Origin of the sequence: Pseudoduganella sp. R-43, from assembly GCF_049913255.1 — a bacterium.
In the GTDB taxonomy this organism is placed as follows: Bacteria; Pseudomonadota; Gammaproteobacteria; order Burkholderiales; family Burkholderiaceae_D; genus Rugamonas.
The window spans coordinates 6,239,362-6,260,183 of the sequence record NZ_CP183988.1 but is presented as its reverse complement, the minus strand read 5'-3'; the positions used below and the strand labels follow the sequence as shown (position 1 = coordinate 6,260,183).

Genomic DNA, 20,822 nt, shown 5'->3' with positions numbered 1-20,822 from the left:
TCATGACATCATTTCGCGGCAATTGCCTTTGATTCTTGCCAGCTTTGCCACCACATCTCGTTGAACTCCTGTTCATGTGCGGCCAAGGCTGACATCGTGGCGAGAAATTTTTTTACTGCGGGAGCCAGTTCGTCGACATCGCAGCGTAACTCAATGGCGTCATTCGTGAAGTCCAGGTCGCTGCCCCGCACGATGGCAGAAATCTCTTTAACCACTTTTGCGCAGCGGCCATGATGAAGCATTACTCCGCCTTCGTCCGTCAGCAGCAGTTTGTCGCCCCTCTTCTCGATCAAGAGAAAGTACTCCGGTTCGTCTTTAAAGGGGCGTGGAGCGAAGACTACTGCGCTTTCGTCGTTTTCATCCACTTCACAGCTCAGGCCTGTTGCGGCCTCAATGATGTTTTTTAGCATATCCCTTCTCCTTGAACGCCGAACGTGGATCCATTGGGATGGGCATCAGGTAAATGTTAGCCCTTTGGCAGAAGTGTGCAAGCGCCAATTCAAAGTCCCAGCTTTGCCATCCAGGCTGTTCTTCCCGGCGACTGCAGCCAAAATGTTCATGGGAGCTGCAATTGGATGAACTGGTCCTTTCTGATGCCAATTGTGTTTGGCACGCCAGACGAGATTTCCCAGGTTACGCTTCGCTCTCGCTCGAGCTTCCAGTTGCATAAGTCATCGCAGTGGCTGCGAACAGTCATTAATGCTAGTGCTTCTTCCTCGGAAAGATTTGCCATCGCTATCCCCGTTGCGCCGCTGCTTCAAGCATAGGGGCACGGCGGACTGCGATATTGAGGCAGGTCAGCGTGACGGCAGCTGGTAGTTGAAAGTGTAGCGGTGCTGGCCGCCGGTCACGTCGATGGTCATCGTGCCTTGCAGGCCGGCCAGTTCGCCGGTGGCGGAGTCGGGGACGACGCTGACGTTCAGTGTCGGCGTGCCTTTGTTCATCAGGCCGGAGTGCTGCAGGAAGAAGCTGCCTTTGCGGCCCTCCAGCGTGGCGCTGACCTGTTCCAGAGCGACATAGCCGGCCGAGCCTTTCACGGCAGTCATGACGGCCAGCATTTCGCCCTTGCTGGTGCCATCGAGCGGGCCGTGGAAAGTCTTGCTAATGGTTTGCCGGCCCCAGGGCTGGCCCTCCACCGCCGGCTGCGGCGTGAGTTTGACGTCGAACGTGCCTTCGATTTGCATGGGCTTGTCTCCTGCATTGGCCGCAGCGGCGGCGAATGCGAATAGTAGGGGGATCAGTGTTTTCATGGCCGCCATTATGGTAGTCTCCATCGCCTGATGATTGGAAAAACGCGACAAATCGAAACTGAGCCGCGCGGCATCCTGGTGCCGCATATCAAGGTGGGCTCATTCTGCCATGAACGCATGGCGCCCAGCGCCGCGCTGGCGGAATGGGTCGAGCATTACTGGTTCGTCGGCTGGGACATGCAGGGCCATCCGCCGCAGCAGCAGGAAACGCTGCCGCATCCCAATGTGCACCTGGTGATCGAGAATGATACGGACGGCGTGTACGGCGTGCATACGGCGCGCTACACCAAGCTGCTTGCGGGGCAGGGCTTCGCGTTCGGCATCAAGTTCAGGCCGGGCGGTTTTCGTCCCTTCTTCGGCCGCGCAGTCGCGGAACTGTCCGACCGGCGTGTCGCGCTGGCGCAGCTGTTCGGCGCCGGCGGCGAACAGCTGACGCAGCAGCTGCGCGCCTGCGCAACGTCCGCCGATGCGGCGCCCTCTGCGATGGCTGCCCTGGCGGAAGCTTTTCTCCTGGCACGCCTGCCCCGGGCGGATGAAGACGCAGGCCGCGCCGCAGCGCTGGTGGCTGCCGTGGCAGGCAATCCGGCGCTGCTGACGGTGGACGCGTTGGCCGAACAGGCGGGCATCAACAAGCGCGCCCTGCAGCGCCTGTTCCAGCAATACGTTGGCGTCGGTCCGAAATGGGTGATCAAGCGCTATCGCATGCACGAAGCCGTGGCCCGGCTGCAGGCCGGCACCGCCCCGGCGCTGGCCCAGCTCGCGCTCAGCCTGGGCTATTACGACCAGGCCCACTTCATCAAGGATTTTGCTGCGCTGGTGGGCAAGCCGCCGGGGGAATACTTGCGCCAACTGCCGCCGCCCGCAGCACGATAGTCCGGGCCAGCTTATCGCCGAGCCGCCTGCGGCGCTCGCCCAGGATGAACAGAGCATCGAGAATGAAGATCAGATGCGTGGCGTTGCGCAGTATTGAGCTGAGCAACGATATCGGGCCTTCGTCCGACGCGCGGACGACCCGCAGCCCCAGCAGGCGCTTGCCTGGGCTGAGGCCCGGGCCGGCATCGCGCAGCAGCAAATAGGTCCAGCTGAGGACTTCAAAACTGCTTGCCGGGAGGGCGGCAGTTTCCCCGTCGCGTGTCCCCAGCAGGCAGGCGGCCGCCAGCAGCCAGGCCGCGAAGTCGATGCCGAAGGCCAGCATGCGCTCGCCCAAGCTGGCCATGCGTTCGGACTCTGCGAAGGCGTCGGCATCACGGGCCGCCTGGTCGGCCAGTACCTGTTCGATCGTGGCGGGCGTGACGCCGCGCGCGGCCAGAAGCTGCATCACGACAGCTTTGGCGTCGTCGCGCAGGTCAAGGCGCAGGTGCCCCAGCAGCGCTTCGGTATCGAGGCGTTGGCAATGTTCGCGGAAGGTCATTGTTCAGGTGGAGAAGTGGTCGAAGCTGGACAGCTCCAGTGCCAACGGCGCGCCGGATGCATCGGTCCAGCGCAGGCCGGCAGCGTCCTCGATGCGGCCGATGCGGGTGACCGGGGTGCCGCATTCTGCGGCGGCGGCGAGGATCGCCTCGCGCCGCGAGGCGGGCGCGGTGAAACAGATCTCGTAGTCGTCGCCACCGGCTGCGGTAAAGGCGCGGCGCAGCGCCTGCGGCTGGGTCGCCAGCACCGGGCCGGCCGGCAGCGCGTCGGCATTCAGGGTGGCGCCCACCCGCGACTTCTCGAGGATGTGGCCAAGGTCGCCCACCAGCCCGTCCGAGATATCGATGGCGGCATGGGCCAGGCTGCGCTCGGCCAGCAGCGCGCCCAGCGCCACGCGCGGCGTCGGCGTATGCATGCGCGTTCCGGCGGCTGCCAGCTGCTCGGCGGGAAGCGCCAGTTCACCCAGGTAGCCGGCCAGGGCCAGGCGCGCATCGCCCAGGGTGCCGGATACCCAAATGTCGTCGCCGGGACGGGCAGCGCTGCGACGCAGGGCGCGTCCCGGCGCCACTTCGCCAAACACGGTGATGCAGATATTCAGCGGCCCCTTGGTGGTGTCGCCGCCGATCAGTTCGCAGCCGTGCAGGTCGGCCAGCGCGAACAGGCCGCGCGAGAAACCTTCCAGCCAGGCGCGTTCGGCGGCCGGCAGGGCCAGGGCCAGGGTAAAAGCCACCGGACGGGCGCCCATCGCGGCCAGGTCGGACAGGTTGACGGCCAGGCTCTTGTGGCCAAGGCGCTGTGCATCTTCGCCGGCAAAGAAATGCCGGCCCTCGACCAGCATGTCGCAGGAAACGGCCGTCTGCATCCCCGGCGACGGCCCCAGCAAGGCGCAATCGTCGCCGATGCCAAGGGCTGCGCGTCCGGGCAAGGGACGGGCGAAGTATTGTTTGATCAGGTCGAATTCGGAAAGCATCCCGCCATTCTAGCGGGGTAGCCGGGCTTCGTCCTTAGTTTGGCTTGTCGCGCAGGTAAATCCAGGTGCCGCCCGAAGCCAGTGCCGCCATGGCAAGCAAGGCAACATAACTGGAATCTTGCGGGGTGAAGAAGAGGGCGACGGCAGTCGCAGGGAACAGGACGCCGGACAGACGGGACCAGGAATGCCAGATTGCATCACGCATGGTATTTTCCTTCCGTAAAGTGCCAGTAAATCCAGTCTATGCAGAAAAATGCTATATGTAAAGTTGCTTTCGCCGAAAATTGCAAGCAAATGCGATTTGGCGCAACTAGATTTTAAGGTCTCGTGCCGCAAGTCAGCATTGTCGCCGGGGCGACAGTTTATTAGCTTGATTGGGAGAAAAATCCCGGGCCGCAAGACGATTCTTAATCGGAAGGCAATGGAAACCGATGAAAATTCGGGATTGGTAAAAATACCTACGTTAGAGCAATCCCTCTATCTGCTAGAATCGGAAGCTTTCGGACATAGGATAGAAGGGGCAGTACAGCATGGATTCGGGATCTGACAAAAAAGAAGAACTTCGCCAACAACTGCGCGCCGCCGCACTCGAATACCACGAGTGCCCCAAGCCAGGCAAAATCAGCGTCTCCCCCACCAAGCAACTGACCAACCAGCGCGACCTGGCGCTGGCCTATTCGCCGGGCGTGGCTGCGCCATGCGAAGAAATCGTCATCGACCCGGCCAACTCCTATAAATACACCGCGCGCGGCAACCTGGTGGCCGTCATTTCCAACGGCACCGCCGTGCTGGGCCTGGGCAATATCGGCCCGCTGGCGTCCAAGCCGGTGATGGAAGGCAAGGGCGTGCTGTTCAAGAAGTTCGCCGGCATCGACGTGTTCGACATCGAAATCAACGAGTCCGACCCGGACAAGCTGGTCGACATCATCGCCTCGCTGGAACCGACCTTCGGCGGCATCAACCTGGAAGACATCAAGGCGCCGGAGTGCTTCTACATCGAGCGCAAGCTGCGCGAGAAGATGAAGATCCCGGTCTTCCATGACGACCAGCACGGCACCGCCATCATCGTCGGCGCCGCCATCCTGAATGGCCTGAAATACATCGGCAAGGACATCAAGAACGTCAAGCTGGTGGTGTCCGGCGCCGGCGCGGCGGCCCTGGCCTGCCTGGACCTGATCGTCGACCTCGGCTTCCCGATCGAAAACATCCTGGTCACCGACCTGGCCGGCGTGGTCTACAAGGGCCGCACCGAACTGATGGACCCGGACAAGGAACGCTTCGCACGCGACACCCCGCACCGCACCCTGGCCGACTGCATCGAAGGCGCCGACATCTTCCTCGGCCTGTCCGCCGGCGGCGTGCTGAAGCAGGACATGGTCAAGCAGATGGCGCCGAATCCGCTGATCCTGGCCCTGGCCAACCCGAATCCGGAAATCCTGCCGGAGGACGTGAAGGCGGTGCGCGGCGACGCCATCATCTGCACCGGCCGTTCGGACTACCCGAACCAGGTCAACAACGTGCTGTGCTTCCCGTACATCTTCCGCGGCGCGCTCGACAGCGGCGCCAGCACCATCACCCGCGAAATGGAAATCGCCGTGGTGCACGCGATTGCCGACCTGGCCCACGCCGAGCAGTCGGACATCGTCGCCACCACCTACGGCATCGCCAACCTGGCCTTCGGCCCGGAATACCTGATCCCGATGCCGTTCGACCCGCGCCTGCTGACCAAGATCGCGCCGGCCGTGGCCAAGGCGGCGGCCGATTCCGGCGTGGCCACCCGTCCGATCAAGGACCTGGAAGCCTACGCCGACAGCCTGCAGCAGTTCGTCTACCGTTCCGGCACCTTCATGAAGCCGGTGTTCGCGGTGGCCAAGCAGACCCCGGCCGACATGAAGCGCATCGTCTACGCCGAAGGCGAGGAAGAGCGCATCCTGCGCGCGGTGCAGGTGGTGGTCGACGAGAAACTGGCGCGCCCGATCCTGGTCGGCCGTCCCGCCGTGCTCGATGCGCGCGTGCAGAAATTCGGCCTGCGCCTGAAGCAGGGCGTCGACTACGACGTGATCAATCCGGACTTCGACGAGCGTTACCGCGACTACTGGAAGGCTTATTACGAGCTGACCGCGCGCAAGGGCGTGACGCAGGAATACGCCAAGCTGGAAATGCGCCGCCGCCATTCGCTGATCGGCGCCATGATGATCAAGAAGGGCGATGCCGACGGCATGATCTGCGGCACCTTCGGCACCACCCAGCTGCACCTGCACTACATCGACCAGGTGCTGGGCCGCCGCCCGGGCGCCTGCGTCTACGCGGCGATGAATATCCTGGTGCTGCAGGACCGCCAGCTGGCGCTGGTGGACACCCACGTCAACGAAAACCCGAACGCCAACGAACTGGCCGCCATCACCATCATGGCTTCGGAAGAGATGAAGCGCTTCGGCCTGGTGCCGCGCGCGGCGCTGCTGTCGCATTCGAACTTCGGCTCCTCCAACAGCGAATCGGCGCAGAAGATGCGCGCCGCGCTGGACCTGGTGCGCCAGCGTGCGCCGGACCTGGAAGTGGACGGCGAAATGCACGGCGACACCGCGCTCGATTCCAAGCTGCGCCACAAGCTCTTGCCCAACACCACCCTGAAGCAGGACGCCAACCTGCTGGTGATGCCGAACATCGACGCCGCCAACATCGCCTACAACCTGGTCAAGACCGCCGGCAACGGCATCGCGATCGGCCCGATCCTGCTCGGCTGCGCCGCGCCGGTGCACATCCTGACCCCGTCCGCCACCGTGCGCCGCATCGTCAACATGACGGCGCTGTGCGTGGTCGACGCGGTGTCGGAACGCGCTTAAGGAGGCCGGCCATGATGGTCGACCTGCTGCTCGCGGTAGTGCACCACCTGCTGGCCTTCGGCATCGCCGCGGCCATCACGGCCCAGCTGGTGCTGGTGCGGCCGGGCATGCAGCCGCCGGCCGTGCAGCTGGCGGCCAAGTACGACATCGCGCTCGGCATCATGTCGCTGTCGCTGGTGGCGATCGGCTTTGCGCGCGTGTTCTTCGGCGCCAAGGGGGCTGCGTTCTACCTCCACAACCACGTGTTCTGGACCAAGGTGGTGCTGTTTGCCGTCATCGGCCTGCTGTCGATCAAGCCGACCCGCGCCTTCCTGCGCTGGCGCAAGGCGCAGTCGGCCGACGCCGGCTTTGCACCGGAGGAGGTGGAAATCCGTGCGGTCCGCAAAACCCTGATGACCGAGATCCATCTCTTCGCCCTGCTGCCGATTGCCGCCGCCGCCATGGCGCGTGGCTACGGCTACGCCTGAACGCCGATACGCGGCAGTACCCTGGACCGGTCCGGCCCGGGCCGCAATACGTCCCGCTTGCGCGATATGGTGCCGCTGCCCGGCGATGGCCTGGCTGGCGCGCCTGGTGCTGCAGCAAAAAAGGAGGGAACAGCCGGAATCCGGGAAGCCTTGCGGATGCCACGGCGTGCGCCGAAGCGTATAGGGAAGCAGGCGTTAGTAAGAAGAGATGGTGCCCGAGGCCGGAATCGAACCGGCACGCCTTGCGGCGGCGGATTTTGAGTCCGCTGCGTCTACCAATTTCACCACTCGGGCCACTTAACGCGACACGCATTATTACCGATTTGCCACCGCGCGGCAACCCTGCAGCAAATATTTAAGCTATGGGCTGCGGTGTCCAAATTGAAAAAAATGAGCGCACGGCCAGCTTTCCAAGGGAAACAGCGGGGCGTAGGAGGGACCAAGTCGAAGAGACAGGGCGGTCGCCACAGGGCCGCCGCATCAAAGCGGTGCGCCACGACGCTTTGTTTGAAGGAGAGACGCCATGAAATCCTTGGCAGCGAGTGCTGCCGTCCTCGCCTTGTTGTGCAGCGCTTCCGCCCTGGCGGGAGACAATCAGCCGAAGACCGACATGTTCGCGGTCGCGGCGGGTGCGCTGGTGACCGCTGCCGGGACGCGCGTCGAATTCAGCAGCGACGGCGCGGATGTCACCATCCTCAACTTCGAGAAACTGTCGCTGGCTGACGCGGCTTACGCTGCCTGCTGCAGGGGCGCCGGATCGAGGCGCTCTTCCAGCAGCGCGAAGATGGCATCCTTCGACAGCACATAGCGCTCCATCAGGTCATCCTTGATGGATTCCATCACCGCGCGGTAGTCGCGCATGGCGGCCAGCGTGGTGCTGTACAACTCGTCCGCCTTGGCTTCCACCTGCACCAGGGTGTGCTCGTCGCCGGTCTCGCCGCGCAACTGGCTGTAATCGAGCTTGGAGCGCGAATACATCGACAGGCGGTTGACCATCATGTTGAGCATCTTGGTGGCCTTCTCGATATCGTTCTGGCTGCCCACGGAAATGCCGCGCGCGCCGTAGAACAATTCCTCCGCCGCCACGCCGCCGTACAGCTGCATGACGTCGCGCTCCATCTCTTCCAGCGTGCGCAGCGACATGTCGTCGCCGGCCGACAGCACATAGCCCAGCGCGTTCATCTTCGACACCGCTTCGGTGGAAATCTTCAGCAGGTGCGATTTTTCCTTCACCTCGGCCAGCGGCATGCCGGCGCGCAGGTAAGGGTCGATCTGCATGAAGAAGTGGCCGAGCTCGTGCAGGGCGATGCGCTCGCGCTGGCGGGTCTTCTCGGCCGTGGTGGCGCGGTCGGTCAGGCCGATGGTGGCGCGTTCGAAGGCGCGGAACATCAGGTCGGTATTGATCACGCATTTTTCCTGGATCGAGATCATGGAGGCGCGGTCGACCACGGTTTCCAGCAGGGCCGGGCTGAGGTTTGCGGTGATTTCCGCCACCTGGTCCAGGTCCATGGCGTTCCAGTCCACCAGGCCATCTTGCTTGCGCTTCAGGAACGATTCCAGCAGCGCGCGGCGCTCGCCCTTGTTCGGCAGGCGGAAGTTGATCTTCACGCTGAAGCGGCGCAGCATGGCTTCATCCATCGCGGTCGAGGCATCGTCGAAGTTGGACGCCACGATCCAGATCACGCCCTGGCCCTGTTCGCTCTTCACGCCGTCCAGCAAGCCCAGCAGGGTGTTTGCGGTATCGTCTTCCCATTTCTTCTCGCCGCGGCCGCGCGGCATGAACAGCGCCTGCGCCTCGTCCAGGAAGATGATGCAGTTGCCGCGCGCGCAAGCCTTCTTGTACAGCGCATTCAGGGCTTTCGAGCCGCCGCCGACGTAGCCCGATTCCAGCGCCGAACCGGAAGCCTGGATCAGCGGATAGCCCAGGCGCTTGGCCAGGTAGCCGGCCAGCTTGGTCTTGCCGGTGCCGGCCGGGCCGGTCAGCATCACGTTGAAGGGCTTGTCGATATTGTGCTGCTTGTAGACTTCGCGGTTGCGGATCATGTCTTCCAGGTGCAGCACTTCCTGCTTGATGTCTTCCATGCCGATCAGGTCGTCCATCGACCCCTTGAGCTGGTCGGGCGCGATCACGGACGCGTTCATGCCCATGCCCGGCATGCCCCACTTCAGCACGAACAGCACCAGGCCCACCACGAAGATGTCGAAGGCATGGCGCTTGAGGAAAACTTGCACGCTGGCCCACTGGCCGCCGTCGTCCAGCAGCACGCCCTTGTGGGCGGCCAGGTAGTCTTCTTTCGCAATGGCGTAAGGGATGTTGTTGCGCAGCAGGACTTCGCGCTCCAGGCTCTGGTGCGAGGTGCTGGGGACCACCACCACGTGCAGGGTGGCGTCGCCCTTGAACTTGTAGACATAGCGCGGCGAATCGGCCAGCGGGCGGGCGATCAGCAGGTAGTCCAGCTTGTCGCGCTGGGCCACCAGGGCCGTGATTTCACCGATGTTCTGCGAGCGCAGCACCGGCGCGGCATCCTGCGCCACGTCGCCGCGCAGCAGCGCAAAGGCGAGGGCGGCGGTAGCCAGCAGCACCAAGGTGATGCGCACCAGGGGGTTCTTGAGGGCGAGTTGGAGCTTGTAGATATTGAACATAGGCCATTCAAACGCAAGGTTTTCTGGTGGGCCTATGGCCGGCGGCTGATGCCTCGGCTGGCCCCATTTGTCGGAAATGCTGTACGGCAACTTTCCGCATATGGTGACTATAACGCGTAAACCAAGCGCGCGTCCGCTGCATTCCAAAAAAACTTTAGTTGCGCAACAGTAATAATCGACAAGTTATTTGCCGGCTTGCCACTGCTCGTATTTCTTTTCCAATCTTGTAAACGTGCCGTCCTTGCGCATCGTATCGAGGGCGGCATTCATGCGTGCCACCATGGCGTCGGGCACGCTCGGGTTGCAGGCCAGGTAGACCTTGACGTGGTGGAACGTGAGCACCGGCACCAGGGCTTCCGGCGCCGCGAACTGGGCCAGCGCGCTGAGGTCGTTGTTGCGCACGCCGACCGCCCACAGGTCGATGCGGTCGAGCATCAGCTTTTTCGGATTGGCGGCATTGTCCGGCGCGCCATCGACATCGAAGCCGCGGGCACGCAGGAATTCGTCGCGCGCATCGCCATTGTAAGTGCCGATGCGCAGCTTGCGCGCGTCGTCCAGGCGATGCACATCGTACTTGCGGCCGGCGCGCCCCATCAGCACCCATTGCGCTTCATCGGTAGGGCCGATCCATTTGAACTGCTTTTCGCGCTCCGGGGTGCGCGAGGTGGAATACACGCAGGTATAGGGGTCGCGCTGCGCCATGGTGAAGGCGCGTTTCCAGGGCAGCACGTCGATGGTGTAGGCGTAGCCGCTGCGGGCCAGCATTTCGCGGATTTTTTCGCCCTCGCGGCCGACCACCTGGTCGCCGACCTTCATGCTGGCCGGCGGCGAATGCTCGGAGGTGATGACGAGGGGCGGGGCGGCCAGCGCTGCTGCGCCGGCAGCCAGCAACATTGCCAGATGCGCTATCGCGGATACCATGCCTACCTCTTTGCTATCGTCCGGTACAGGATAGCAGGGAGGCGGGCCGGCGGACAATCAGTTGGCGTGCACCGTGCGGCGCTTGAACAGGCGGAAACGCTCGCTGCGGTCCGAGGCGCGGCGCCCTTCCCAGAGCTGTTCCCACTCGGCGCCCGGCTGTTGCTGGTAGGCACGAGATTTGATGCTATCTTGCAACAACATGACTTCGCAGCGGCGCTGTTCGACGCCGTTGAACGGCATCTTGCCGAAGAAGGCGAAGGAGGCGCGCTGGGCCGGGGTGACGTTGCTCTGCACGCAATCGGTGCCGGGCGGCAGGACTGCCGCCGCTTCGCGCGCCACGCTGGCGTAGCTCTTGCTGTAGTTCACATGCGGCAGGAACAGCGTCATCAGCAGGATCCAGATCAGGATCAGGCCGCCGGACGACAGCACCACGGCGCGCCACAGCACGGCCGGGCGGCGCGACAGGCGCCAGTGCACCAGCACGAACCAGCCGGCGCTGGCGCACAGGCCGACCAGCAGCGACAGCCAGCTCACTTCCGGCGTGAAGCCCGGCAAGAGCTTGAGCACATTATGCGCCGGCTTGGCCGGCCAGCCGGTCAGCTGGGCGTAATAGAAAATCCACAGCACGGCAGCGCACAGGGTCAGCACCATCACGCTGAACCAGTCGATGGCGTTGATGGCGCCGCGCTTCATGGTCAGCAGGCCGAAGGCGGCCATGATGGCCAAGGGCGGCAGCAGCATCAGCAGGTGGCCCTGTTCGGGAGCCGGGTTGATCAGCACCAGCAGGGTGGCTACCGTGACGAAGGTGGTCGGCACCACGATGTGCAGCAGGTTGCTCTGGCGCCGCCAGGCCCACACGGCCCAGGCGGCAAACGGCCAGGCCGGCCAGAAGAACCAGACCCCGACGCGCAAGAAGGTGCGCAAGCCTTCGAACCCGCCCACCGTCAACTGGGCCTCGTTCCAGGCCATCCAGGCAGCCAGCGGCGCCTGGCCGTAAGGACGGGTCAGCAGGGCGGGCACGGCCCACACGGCGGTCACGCCGGCAGCCACCGCCACGGCAAAGGCCAGGTCGCGCAGCGAACGGGCGGCCGGCATGGCCAGGAAGCGGGTGCAGGCAAACAGGGCGACCACCAAGGCGGCCGGCACCACCCAGCCGCGCGTCAGGGTCAGCAGGCCCAGCGCCAGGCCAGCCAGGGCGGCATTGCGCAGCGAAGGCAGTTCCATGTAGCGCACGCTGCGGTACAGGGTGAGCGCCAGCAGCGAGACCTGCAGCGGTTCGGCCGTGGTCTCGTGGCTGTGCACCAGCAAGCCCAGGCAGCCGAGGTAGATCAGCACGGCCGCATCGGCCAGGGTGCGGCCGAAATCGTTGGGCTCGGGCTGGCCGCCGAAGGCCAGGCGCAGCGGCTGCGCTTCCGGGCGCCGGCCCAGGTTGAAGGTGGCATACCAGACCGCCATCACGCCCAGCAAAAACACGCCCAGGGTGGCCACGCGCGCGCCCAGCACGTCGCCGATGGCCCAGCCGAACAGCTTGATGCCCAGCGCCCCGAGCCAGAACGCCAGCGGCCCTTCATCGGTCACCGACAGGCCGGCGATGTTCGGCCACAGCCAGTCTTGCCAGGCGCCATGCGCCATGGTCCACATCACGCCGAAGCTGGCCGCGTCATCGTTCTTCCATGGTTCACGCCCGATCAGGCCCGGCAGGATGTACAGCAAGCCCAGGGCGAAAAACGCCCAGCGGGGCAGGGTGCGGGTGGCGGCGGCGGGAAGACGGACTGGCTTCATCGGTCAGGGCTTATTCTTTGGAAAGCTGGAGTATGACGGGTAAAAAGAAAAAAGGCAGCCGCGGCTGCCTTTTTTTCGCTGCGACGGGGATTAGCCGTTTGCAACTGCGGTCTTGGAACCGACTTTGCCGAACTTCTGGCGGAACTTTTCCACGCGACCGGCGGTGTCGACGATCTTGTGCTGGCCGGTGAAGAATGGGTGCGATTCGGAGGAAACCTCGATCTTCACCAGTGGGTACTCTTTACCTTCGTGGGTCGCGGTGTCGCGGGTCTGGATGGTCGAGCGGGTGATGAACTTGAAGTCGCAGGACACGTCGTGGAACAGGACTTCGCGGTAATCTGGATGGGTATCAGCTTTCATGCTTTTCTCTCAATGTTGGTAGCCAAACAGCACTTCGTCGGTCCTTACTGCCTCTCGACCCGATTGCCGATCACTTGCCAGGGTTTAACGGAACTCGCGATTATACATCAAACCCGGTAAGGCGGGGTACGACCCAAGGGTCGGACCCCAGGTGTGCAAAAGCCGGGGATTAGGGTTGCCCCCGGCCGTGAGACCGTACGGGGTCTGACCCTGCGGGTCAGACCCCGGTTTACCGGTTTTGGTGGATCAGCCGCCGCGCCGCATCATCTCGAAGAACTCGCCATTGTTCTTGGTGGCGCGCATCTTGTCGAGAATGAACTCCATCGCCTCGATCTCGTCCATCGAGTACAACAGCTTGCGCAGGATCCAGATCTTCTGCAGCTGGTCGGCCTTGATCAGCAGTTCCTCGCGGCGGGTGCCCGACTTGTTCAGGTTGATGGCCGGGTAGACGCGCTTCTCGGCCAGGCGGCGCTCCAGGTGCACCTCCATATTGCCGGTGCCCTTGAATTCTTCGTAGATCACATCGTCCATGCGCGAACCGGTTTCGATCAGCGCGGTGGCGACGATGGTCAGCGAGCCGCCTTCTTCCACATTACGGGCGGCGCCGAAGAAGCGCTTCGGACGCTGCAGCGCATTGGCATCCACACCACCGGTCAGCACCTTGCCCGACGCCGGGATCACGGTGTTGTAGGCGCGCGCCAGGCGGGTGATCGAGTCCAGCAGGATCACCACGTCCTTCTTCATTTCCACCAGGCGCTTGGCTTTTTCCAGCACCATCTCGGCAACCTGCACGTGGCGGGTGGCCGGTTCGTCGAAGGTGGAAGCCACCACTTCGCCGCGCACCGAGCGCTGCATCTCGGTAACCTCTTCAGGACGTTCGTCGATCAGCAGCACGATCAGGGTCACGTCCGGGTGGTTGGTGGTGATGGCGTGCGCGATATGCTGCAGCATCACCGATTTACCGGATTTTGGCGAAGCCACCAAGAGGCCGCGCTGGCCTTTGCCGATCGGCGCCACCAGGTCGATGATGCGGCCGGTGATGTTCTCGGTGCCGGTCATGTCGCGCTCGAGGCGCAGCGGCACGTTCGGGTGCAGCGGGGTCAGGTTCTCAAACAGGATGCGGTGCTTGGACGCTTCCGGCGATTCGCCGTTGACCTTGTCCACCTTCACCAGGGCGAAGTAACGCTCGCCATCCTTCGGGGTACGCACCTCGCCCTCGATCGAATCGCCGGTGTGCAAGTTGAAGCGGCGGATCTGGGACGGGGAAATGTAAATATCGTCGGTCGACGCCATGTAGGAGGCGTCCGGCGAGCGCAGGAAGCCAAAGCCGTCAGGCAGGACTTCCAGGGCGCCGTCGCCGAAAATCTGTTCGCCGGCCTTGGCGCGTTTTTTCAGGATCGCGAACATCAGTTCCTGCTTGCGCAGGCGGGCCGCATTGTCGATATCGAGGCTGATTGCCATTTCCAGCAAAGCTGAAACGTGCATAGCCTTAAGTTCAGAAAGGTGCATAGCTGTTTGAGTGTCCCGTGACGGGAAAGTAAGGGTAGGGGAGGGAACTACGTGGGTTCTTTTAATTAAAGGGAAAGGTTTTTGGGCGCTTTCCCTGCCAATCAGGCGGGCTGCGGGCGCAGCACCGCCTATATTACATCAAATATTGCTGTCGATGAAAGAGGTCAGTTGACCTTTTGCCATGGCGCCGACTTTCTGCGCGGCTGGCACGCCATTCTTGAACAGGATCAGGGTCGGGATGCCGCGGATGCCGAACTTGCCCGGCACGGCCTGGTTGCTGTCCACGTCCAGCTTGGCGATGGTGAGCTTGCCGTCGTATTCCTTGGCCACTTCTTCCAGGATCGGCGCGATGCTCTTGCAAGGGCCGCACCATTCGGCCCAGAAGTCCACCAGCACAGGGCGGTCGGCCTTCAGCACGTCGGTGTCGAAGGAGGCATCGGTAATGTGTTTGATCAGGTCGCTCATGTTTTTCCTTAGTTGAGTGTTCGCCCGGGAATATCCCTTGCTGTTATCGCCCATCTGGCGACGAACTGCGCTAATTCAATACTGGGAAGTCAAGCGGGAATCAGGGCGGGAATGGCCCAAATAATAACCGATTTTTCCAGCCTGTGTACGCTGCTTGAAAGGCGAAAGTCGGGGTCAGGTCTGGCAATCCGCCAAAATGGCGGATTGCCAGACCTGACCCCGACTTTCATCCTGCACGGCGGGTGGCGGCCTGGGCCAGGAGCTCGGCCAGGGCGGCGGGGGTGGCGGGCTTGGCCAGCGTGCCGAGCAGGGCCAGGCCGTGGGCGCGCGCCAGCGTTTCGGCGGCCTGGCGGATGCCGGCGTCCATGCCGGACAAGAGGGCGACCGCGCCGCCGAAGTGGCTGTCGGCGGCCTTGCGCAGGAATTCTATGCCGTCCATCTCGGGCATCGACAGGTCGCACACCAGGAGGTCGGGGCGGTATTGCGGCAGCACCAGCAGGGCCTGGCGGGCGTCGCTTTCACTACGTACATTGAGCTGGCCGAGCTCTTCGAGCATGTCGGACAACATGCTCAGCATGAAGGGGTCGTCGTCGACCAGCAGGATGCGCAGCGGCGTGGTGGGGGTCTCAGTCATCGTCGGCAAAGGTGGTGTTGGTCATGATGTGCTCGCTCACCGCATGCAGCAGCGGCCACAGGCGGTCCAGCACGGCGCGCGCGGCGCCCGCTTCGGCTTCGGGCGCCAGCTGTTCCAGCTGCAGGCACAGCTCGGCCATGCCAAGCGCGCCCACGGCGCGCGCGCTGCTCTTGATGCGGTGGCCCAGCTCGCGCACTTTCTGCAGCTCGCCGGCGGCCAGCGCGTTTTCCATTTCGGTAAAGCCGGCTTCGGTGGTCTGCAGGAACTTGAAGGCGAACTTGCGGATCTTGTGCGGCTGGTAGCCCAGGAGCTGGGCCAGCACCGACAGGTCGATGATGGCCGGGTCGCCAGCCAGCGTGGGACGGAAGGCGGCGCGCCCGGCGCCGCGCGGCAGGGCGGCCTCGCTGGCGGCGGCGCCGGCGTCGCGCTCGGGCAGCCAGCTGGCGATCTTCTGGTACATCAGGGCCGGCTGGATCGGCTTGGCAATGAAGTCGTCCATGCCGGCCTGCAGGCAGCGTTCGCGGTCGTCCTTGGTGGCGGTGGCGGTCATGGCCAGCACGCGGGTGGCGGCCAGGGCCGGGTCGGCGCGGATGCGGCGCGTCGCTTCCAGCCCGTCCATCAGCGGCATCTGCACGTCCATCAGCACGCAGTCGAAGGCGGCCTGGTGCAAGAGGTCGAGCGCTTCGGCGCCGTTGTTGGCCAGGCACACCGAGGAGCCGGCTTCTTCCAGCATCTCGAGCGCGATCTGCTGGTTGAAGGTGTTGTCCTCGACCAGCAGGATGCGCGCGTCCTTCAGCGCCTGCATGGCGGCCGTGCTGCGCGCGCTGTCAAGCAGGGCGGCGGCGGCGGCGTTGACTTCGTTGATCACGTCCGGCAGGCCGCGCGGCGAGACGCCCAGGCGGGCGGTGAACCAGAAGGTGGCGCCGGCGCCGGGCGCGCTGTGCACGCCCACTTCGCCGCCCATCAGCTGCGCCAGCTGCTTGCAGATGGCCAGCCCCAGGCCGGTGCCGCCGTATTCGCGCGTGATGGCGCTGTCGGCTTGCTGGAAGGCCTGGAACAGCTTGCCCTGCTCGGCGTCCGACAGGCCGATGCCGTGGTCGCGCACCTCGAAGCGCAGCAGGCAGGCCATGTCGTCGGCCAGCAGCTGCTTGACGCTGACTTCGATGCTGCCCTGCTCGGAAAACTTGATGGCGTTGTTGACGTAGTTGATCAGGACCTGGCCCAGGCGCAGCGGGTCGCCGCGCAGCACCGGCGGCAGCGCCGGGTCGATGTCAAACGCCAGGCGCAGGCCGCGGCTGGCCGCCTTCGGCGCCACCACCGTGGTCAGGGTCTGGATCACGTGCTCGAGCGAGAAGTCGACGTCTTCGATTTCCAGCTTGCCTGCTTCGATCTTGGAGATGTCGAGGATGTCGTCGATGATGCGCAGCAGGTGCTCGCCGGCGAAGCGGATCTTTTCCAGGTAGTCGCGCTGGCGCGGCTCCAGTTCGGTCTTCAGCGCCAGGTAGGCCATGCCGATCACGCCGTTCATCGGGGTGCGGATCTCGTGGCTCATCTTGGCCAGGAACTGGCCTTTCGCGGCCGACGCTTCCTCGGCCTGCTGGCGCGCTTCGTCCAGCTGCGCGGTGCGCTGCGCCACCCGCTCTTCCAGGTGCTCGTTGAGTTCGCGCAGGGCGCGCTCGTTGGCCTTGCTGTCCGAGATGTCGATCGACATGCAGATCAGGTAGGCCGGCGCGCCGTGGGCGTCGTACACCGGCTTCTTGAAGGTGCGCAGCTGGCGCGTCTGGCCCAGGGCCGGGTTCCAGATGTTTTCCTCGAAGTCGATCAGGGCGCGCCCGGCAAACGCTTCCAGGTCGCGCGCGCGGAAGGCGGCCGCTTCTTCCGGCGCGTGGAACACGCTGTAGTCGCCGTTGTTCAATTCGTCGAAGGTGTAGCCGAACTGCTGCTCGCAGGCGCGGTTCATCAGCAGCATGCGGCTGTCCTTGTCCTTGATGAACAGGCCGATCGGCATCATCTGGATGATTTCCTGCAGCCGCTGCTCGCCCTGGCGCAGCGCGTCCTCGCTGCGCTTCCTGTAGGTGATGTCGGTCAGGCTGGCCACCAGCATGCTGCCCGGGCCGTGCTCGTCGCGCAGCGGCTCGACGTTGACCGACAGCCAGCAGGTGTCGCTGCCGGCGCCGGCGGCGGCCGGCACCCCCATCACCACGTCGCGCACCGGCTGGCCGCTGGAGAGCGCCTGCGCCACCGGGTGCTCGGGGGCGGAAAAGCGGCGGCCGTCCTCGTGCACGCCGTCCCACTGGCCGGCGCCGCGCGCGGCCGCGCGCCCCAGCATGCGGCTGGCGGCGGCATTGCATTCGACGATATTGCCGGCCGCGTCGAACACCAGCAGGCCGTTGGTGACGGCGTTGAACACCGAGGCCAGGCGCTGGTTGGAGTGGCGCAGCGCCAGCTCCGCCAGGCGCCGGTCGGAAATATCGGTGACCATGGTCAGCGTGCCGGCGTAGCTGCCGTTGTCGGCGTTGACGGTGGTGGTCGAGAGCAGGGCCCACAGCGAAGAGCCGTCCTGGCGGTAGAAGCGCCCTTCGGCCGGTTCTGCCGGCGTGGCGGCGGCGCCGCCTGGCTGGCGCTGCGCCTGCAGGGCCGGGCAGTCGGGGTCCATGAAGTCGGCCATCGGGCGCCCCAGCATGTGCTCGACTTCGTAGCCCAGCATGCGCGCCATGGTGGGGTTGACGAAGCTGGTCTGGTCGGCCGCGTCGCACATCCAGATGCCTTCGGCTGCGGTCTGCACGATCAGGCGGTAGCGCTCGGACGAGGCCTGCAGCGCTTCCTCGGCGCGCTGGCGCTGGGTCATGTCGCGCAGCGACACCACCACCAGGCCCTGGCCGGCCAGCTGGATCGGCGCCAGGTGCACCATGGCCGGGAAGTGGCTGCCGTCCAGGCGGCGCGCGGTCAGCACCCGGCCCGGCATGCGCGGGCGGGCAAACAGTTCGCGCGGGCGGCCCGGGGTGTCGCGCATCACGTCCGGGATCAGCAGTTCCATGCTGGCGCCGGCCAGCGTGCCGGCGTCGGCGGCAAACACCGCGTCGGCCGCCTCGTTGGCCTGGCGCACCCGCCCGCCGCGGTCGGCCACCAGCAGGGCGCCGGGCAGGGCGTCCAGCATGGCGGCCATGCGCGCCAGTTCGGCCGCGCTGCGGTCGGAAATGTCGCCCAGGGTGCCAGACATGCGCAAGGGCCGGCCGGCGGCGTCGCGCGCCAGCACCATGCCGCGCGCCAGCACCCAGGTGTAGCTGCCGTCGCGGCAGGCCATGCGAAATTCCATGGTGAACGGGGTGCGCCCGACGTCCGGCTGGTCCAGCGCGCCAATCTCGCCGGCGATGCGGGCGCGGTCGTCGGGGTGCACCAGCTGCAGCCACTGCTCGACATTGGCCGGGCGCAGCGCGCCCGGCGCATAGCCGAGGATTTCGCAGTAGCGCGGCGACAGGTGCAGCGCCGGGCGCTGCGGCTGCCAGTCCCAGGAACCTTCGCCGGCGCCTTCCAGCGCAAAGCTGGCAATGCGCTCGGCGTCGCCGACCCGCACTTCGGCGCCGCGCAGGGCGCGCGACACGCGCAGCAGGCGCCACAGGGCGGCGCCGGCCAAGAGCGCCAGCGCCACTCCCAGCGCGTAGTGCCAGGCCGGGGTGGCGGGGGCCTCGTGGTAGAGGAAGCCGTCCAGCTTGAAGTCGGCCGGCAGCAGGCCGGCGCCGGCGTAGCTGGCGGCAATGCCCTGCCAGCGCAGCGGGTTGCTGTAGCCCAGTTCGATCAGGTGCTGTTCCAGCAGCGGCGCCAGCTGGGCCGCTTCCCACAGCAGCTCTTCGCGCGCCTTGCGCTCGGGATAGCGGGCGCGGATCAGGTCGACAATCTCGTTCGGGTGCTCGAGCGCATAGCGCCAGCCTTTCAGCGTCGCTTCGCGCAGGGCGCGCGCGCGCGCCGGGTGTTCGCGCAGCTCGCTCTCGGTGGTGTACAGGTTGTCGCCGTAGAAGTCGATGCCGGCGCTGCGCGGGTGCAGGATCTCATAGCGCAGGCCGGCGCGCTCGAGCGCGTAGGGCGCCGAGCTCAGGTAGGCGGATATGGCGTCGACCCGGCCCTCCAGCAAGTCTTGCGTGCCGTGGCTGCCGGGCACGATGGTGAGCTGGGCCAGCGGCACCTGCGCGCGCTGCAGGTAGACCCGCAATTCCTCGGTGTTGGGGCCGAGCGCGACGCGGCTGCCGGGCCAGGGGCGGCGCCGCCCCTGCTGGTCCAGGCGCACGGCCAGCACCGTGGCCGAATGCTGGAACACGGAGGCCAGCAGCACCACCGGGGCGCCGGCGGCGCGCCGCAGCAGCAGCGAGGCATTGCCCACGCCATACTGGGCGCCGCCGTCGAGCACGCTTTGCAGCGGGTCTTGCCCGGGCTGGGCTTCGCGCAAGGTCACGTCCAGCCCGGCGTCGCGGTAATAGCCCTTGGCCTGGGCCGCGTAATAGCCGGCAAAGGCGAACTGGTGGCGCCATTTGAGCTGGACGGTGACGGCCTCGGCGGCGCTGGCGGCCGGCGCCAGCGGCAGGGCGGCCAGCGCCAGCAGCCCGGCGCACAGCGGGGCTGCGATGGCGCGCGCGCAGCGGCGGCGCGCGCGGGCGCGCACGCGGGCAAGGACAGGCGGGGCGGCTTTCTGGCTCGATGGCGACAAGGCTTCCCTTTCTGGCCAGCGCGGGGGCGCTGGCGTGCGGACAACTATAGCATTGCTCAGGCGGGGACGCTGCCGCCAAATTGGTAGCGATGGCCAGGATGCCACATGGTGGCCAGCGAGGCCACGCGGCCGGCCGACTGGGTCTGGCGCTTGAGCACCAGGCAGGGCTGGCGCCCATCCATCGCCAGCATCTCGGCGATATCGCGCGGCGGCACCAGCGCTTCTATGCTGTAAGTGGCCGCCTGCAGCGGCGCCGCCCGCATCAGGTATTCATTGGGCGTGGTGTGGCTGAAGTCCTGCGTCATGTAGTCGGGGGCGCAAAGCGGGTTGACCCAGCGGTCTTCCACCTGGATCGGCACGCCGTTTTCAAAGTGCACGATGACGGAATGATACAGCTCTTGGCCCGGCGGCAAGTCGAAGGCCTTGCCCAGCAAGTCGCCGGCCTTGCCGCGCTCGAGCAGCTGCAAGGCGCTGCGGTGGGCGTGGCCGCGCGCCCTGACCTCGTCGGCAATGCTCTTGATTTCCAGCAGGGTGGCCTGGACTTTTTGCGGCGCGACATAGGTGCCGGCGCCCTGGCGGCGGGTCAGCACGCCTTCCGCGGTCAGTTCGCGCACGGCGCGGTTGACGGTCATGCGCGAGACGCCGAACTGCTTGACCAGGGCTTGCTCGGAAGGGATGACGGCGCCTTCCTTCCAGGCGCCGGCGGCAATTTGCGCCAGCAGGAAGTCCTTGATGCGTTGAAAGATGGGGGTGTCGTGTTGTTGGTGTTCTTCCAAGCCGTCCTCCGGATGAGTGCGCCGATTGTAGCATTCGGGAATTCAATAGCAAGCGGCGGAGTGCCGCCGGCCGGACGGCTGCCTACCATGGTG

18 protein-coding genes and 1 tRNA gene are annotated in these 20,822 nt (G+C 65.2%); 4 read left to right on the top strand and 15 right to left on the bottom strand.

Annotated elements, in window-relative coordinates:
* Positions 1-8 precede the first annotated feature (8 nt).
* Both ACN9M3_RS28630 and ACN9M3_RS28625 read right to left on the bottom strand, forming a co-directional pair.
* Complete coding sequence (locus ACN9M3_RS28630) at positions 9-410, bottom strand: hypothetical protein (RefSeq protein ID WP_426319379.1); 402 nt, start codon at positions 408-410, stop codon at positions 9-11.
* 387 nt (positions 411-797) lie between these two features.
* On the bottom strand, positions 798-1,184 hold the full coding sequence (locus tag ACN9M3_RS28625) for a DUF3224 domain-containing protein (protein ID WP_426319378.1): 387 nt from the start codon (positions 1,182-1,184) through the stop codon (positions 798-800).
* Positions 1,185-1,280: 96 nt separating this feature from the next.
* Between ACN9M3_RS28625 and ACN9M3_RS28620 the strand changes: the two genes are divergently transcribed.
* On the top strand, positions 1,281-2,123 hold the full coding sequence (locus ACN9M3_RS28620) for an AraC family transcriptional regulator (protein WP_426165251.1): 843 nt from the start codon (positions 1,281-1,283) through the stop codon (positions 2,121-2,123).
* Here ACN9M3_RS28620 and ACN9M3_RS28615 read toward each other — a convergent pair.
* From ACN9M3_RS28615 to ACN9M3_RS28605, 3 genes are read right to left on the bottom strand one after another with little or no spacing between them, the layout of a single operon-like run.
* Positions 2,047-2,661 (bottom strand): RDD family protein, encoded by a 615-nt coding sequence (locus ACN9M3_RS28615; RefSeq protein WP_426319377.1) that lies wholly within the window; start codon positions 2,659-2,661, stop codon positions 2,047-2,049. The genes ACN9M3_RS28620 and ACN9M3_RS28615 overlap by 77 nt on opposite strands.
* A 3-nt stretch (positions 2,662-2,664) precedes the next feature.
* Entirely contained in the window at positions 2,665-3,630 is a 966-nt protein-coding gene (thiL, locus tag ACN9M3_RS28610; protein WP_426319376.1) for a thiamine-phosphate kinase, read from the bottom strand.
* A gap of 34 nt (positions 3,631-3,664) precedes the next feature.
* Positions 3,665-3,835, bottom strand: a complete 171-nt coding sequence (locus ACN9M3_RS28605; RefSeq protein ID WP_426165245.1) for a hypothetical protein — start codon at positions 3,833-3,835, stop codon at positions 3,665-3,667.
* A gap of 325 nt (positions 3,836-4,160) precedes the next feature.
* Between ACN9M3_RS28605 and ACN9M3_RS28600 the strand changes: the two genes are divergently transcribed.
* Together ACN9M3_RS28600 and ACN9M3_RS28595 are read left to right on the top strand one after the other, a co-directional pair.
* Positions 4,161-6,473 (top strand): NADP-dependent malic enzyme, encoded by a 2,313-nt coding sequence (locus ACN9M3_RS28600; RefSeq protein ID WP_426319375.1) that lies wholly within the window; start codon positions 4,161-4,163, stop codon positions 6,471-6,473.
* 11 nt (positions 6,474-6,484) lie between these two features.
* Positions 6,485-6,940, top strand: coding sequence for a DUF2214 family protein (locus ACN9M3_RS28595; RefSeq protein WP_426319374.1), 456 nt, complete (start codon positions 6,485-6,487; stop codon positions 6,938-6,940).
* Between the two features lie 209 nt (positions 6,941-7,149).
* On the opposite strand, the gene ACN9M3_RS28590 is transcribed toward ACN9M3_RS28595, so the two are convergent.
* A tRNA-Leu gene (locus ACN9M3_RS28590) sits at positions 7,150-7,234 on the bottom strand.
* 229 nt (positions 7,235-7,463) lie between these two features.
* On the opposite strand from ACN9M3_RS28590, the gene ACN9M3_RS28585 reads away from it, so the two are divergent.
* The gene (locus ACN9M3_RS28585) at positions 7,464-7,748 is read left to right on the top strand and encodes a hypothetical protein (protein WP_426319373.1); all 285 of its coding nucleotides are present in this window, start codon (positions 7,464-7,466) and stop codon (positions 7,746-7,748) included.
* On the opposite strand, the gene ACN9M3_RS28580 is transcribed toward ACN9M3_RS28585, so the two are convergent.
* The 9 genes from ACN9M3_RS28580 to hutC form a co-directional block, all read right to left on the bottom strand.
* A complete protein-coding gene (locus ACN9M3_RS28580) occupies positions 7,670-9,583 on the bottom strand; it encodes an AAA family ATPase (protein WP_426319372.1) in 1,914 nt (637 codons plus the stop codon). The two genes, ACN9M3_RS28585 and ACN9M3_RS28580, sit on opposite strands and share 79 nt — an antisense overlap.
* 183 nt (positions 9,584-9,766) lie before the next feature.
* Positions 9,767-10,504: a substrate-binding periplasmic protein gene (locus ACN9M3_RS28575; RefSeq protein ID WP_426319371.1), complete on the bottom strand. Its 738-nt coding sequence runs from the start codon at positions 10,502-10,504 to the stop codon at positions 9,767-9,769.
* Positions 10,505-10,561: 57 nt separating this feature from the next.
* A complete protein-coding gene (locus tag ACN9M3_RS28570; RefSeq protein WP_426319370.1) occupies positions 10,562-12,286 on the bottom strand; it encodes an ArnT family glycosyltransferase in 1,725 nt (574 codons plus the stop codon).
* Between the two features lie 90 nt (positions 12,287-12,376).
* Complete coding sequence (locus ACN9M3_RS28565; RefSeq protein WP_130310288.1) at positions 12,377-12,646, bottom strand: type B 50S ribosomal protein L31; 270 nt, start codon at positions 12,644-12,646, stop codon at positions 12,377-12,379.
* 246 nt (positions 12,647-12,892) lie between these two features.
* The gene (rho, locus tag ACN9M3_RS28560; protein WP_130310289.1) at positions 12,893-14,155 is read right to left on the bottom strand and encodes a transcription termination factor Rho; all 1,263 of its coding nucleotides are present in this window, start codon (positions 14,153-14,155) and stop codon (positions 12,893-12,895) included.
* A gap of 138 nt (positions 14,156-14,293) precedes the next feature.
* Positions 14,294-14,620, bottom strand: a complete 327-nt coding sequence (gene trxA, locus ACN9M3_RS28555) for a thioredoxin TrxA (protein WP_426165230.1) — start codon at positions 14,618-14,620, stop codon at positions 14,294-14,296.
* 226 nt (positions 14,621-14,846) lie between these two features.
* The gene (locus tag ACN9M3_RS28550; protein WP_426165228.1) at positions 14,847-15,254 is read right to left on the bottom strand and encodes a response regulator; all 408 of its coding nucleotides are present in this window, start codon (positions 15,252-15,254) and stop codon (positions 14,847-14,849) included.
* A complete protein-coding gene (locus ACN9M3_RS28545) occupies positions 15,247-19,953 on the bottom strand; it encodes a PAS domain S-box protein (RefSeq protein WP_426319369.1) in 4,707 nt (1,568 codons plus the stop codon). Before ACN9M3_RS28545 ends, ACN9M3_RS28550 begins: the two co-directional genes overlap by 8 nt.
* A 56-nt stretch (positions 19,954-20,009) precedes the next feature.
* A complete protein-coding gene (hutC, locus tag ACN9M3_RS28540; protein ID WP_426319368.1) occupies positions 20,010-20,729 on the bottom strand; it encodes a histidine utilization repressor in 720 nt (239 codons plus the stop codon).
* Positions 20,730-20,822: the final 93 nt, after the last annotated feature.

Coding starts and splice junctions, on each gene's coding strand:
- ACN9M3_RS28585 (WP_426319373.1), top strand. CDS start 7,464: ATGAAATCCTTGGCAGCGAGTGCTGCCGTCCTCGCCTTGTTGTGCAGC.
- ACN9M3_RS28630 (WP_426319379.1), bottom strand. CDS start 410: ATGCTAAAAAACATCATTGAGGCCGCAACAGGCCTGAGCTGTGAAGTG.
- ACN9M3_RS28565 (WP_130310288.1), bottom strand. CDS start 12,646: ATGAAAGCTGATACCCATCCAGATTACCGCGAAGTCCTGTTCCACGAC.
- ACN9M3_RS28580 (WP_426319372.1), bottom strand. CDS start 9,583: ATGTTCAATATCTACAAGCTCCAACTCGCCCTCAAGAACCCCCTGGTG.
- ACN9M3_RS28595 (WP_426319374.1), top strand. CDS start 6,485: ATGATGGTCGACCTGCTGCTCGCGGTAGTGCACCACCTGCTGGCCTTC.
- ACN9M3_RS28625 (WP_426319378.1), bottom strand. CDS start 1,184: ATGCAAATCGAAGGCACGTTCGACGTCAAACTCACGCCGCAGCCGGCG.
- trxA (WP_426165230.1), bottom strand. CDS start 14,620: ATGAGCGACCTGATCAAACACATTACCGATGCCTCCTTCGACACCGAC.
- rho (WP_130310289.1), bottom strand. CDS start 14,155: ATGCACCTTTCTGAACTTAAGGCTATGCACGTTTCAGCTTTGCTGGAA.
- ACN9M3_RS28605 (WP_426165245.1), bottom strand. CDS start 3,835: ATGCGTGATGCAATCTGGCATTCCTGGTCCCGTCTGTCCGGCGTCCTG.
- ACN9M3_RS28620 (WP_426165251.1), top strand. CDS start 1,281: ATGATTGGAAAAACGCGACAAATCGAAACTGAGCCGCGCGGCATCCTG.
- ACN9M3_RS28600 (WP_426319375.1), top strand. CDS start 4,161: ATGGATTCGGGATCTGACAAAAAAGAAGAACTTCGCCAACAACTGCGC.
- thiL (WP_426319376.1), bottom strand. CDS start 3,630: ATGCTTTCCGAATTCGACCTGATCAAACAATACTTCGCCCGTCCCTTG.
- ACN9M3_RS28550 (WP_426165228.1), bottom strand. CDS start 15,254: ATGACTGAGACCCCCACCACGCCGCTGCGCATCCTGCTGGTCGACGAC.
- ACN9M3_RS28570 (WP_426319370.1), bottom strand. CDS start 12,286: ATGAAGCCAGTCCGTCTTCCCGCCGCCGCCACCCGCACCCTGCCCCGC.
- ACN9M3_RS28615 (WP_426319377.1), bottom strand. CDS start 2,661: ATGACCTTCCGCGAACATTGCCAACGCCTCGATACCGAAGCGCTGCTG.
- ACN9M3_RS28575 (WP_426319371.1), bottom strand. CDS start 10,504: ATGGTATCCGCGATAGCGCATCTGGCAATGTTGCTGGCTGCCGGCGCA.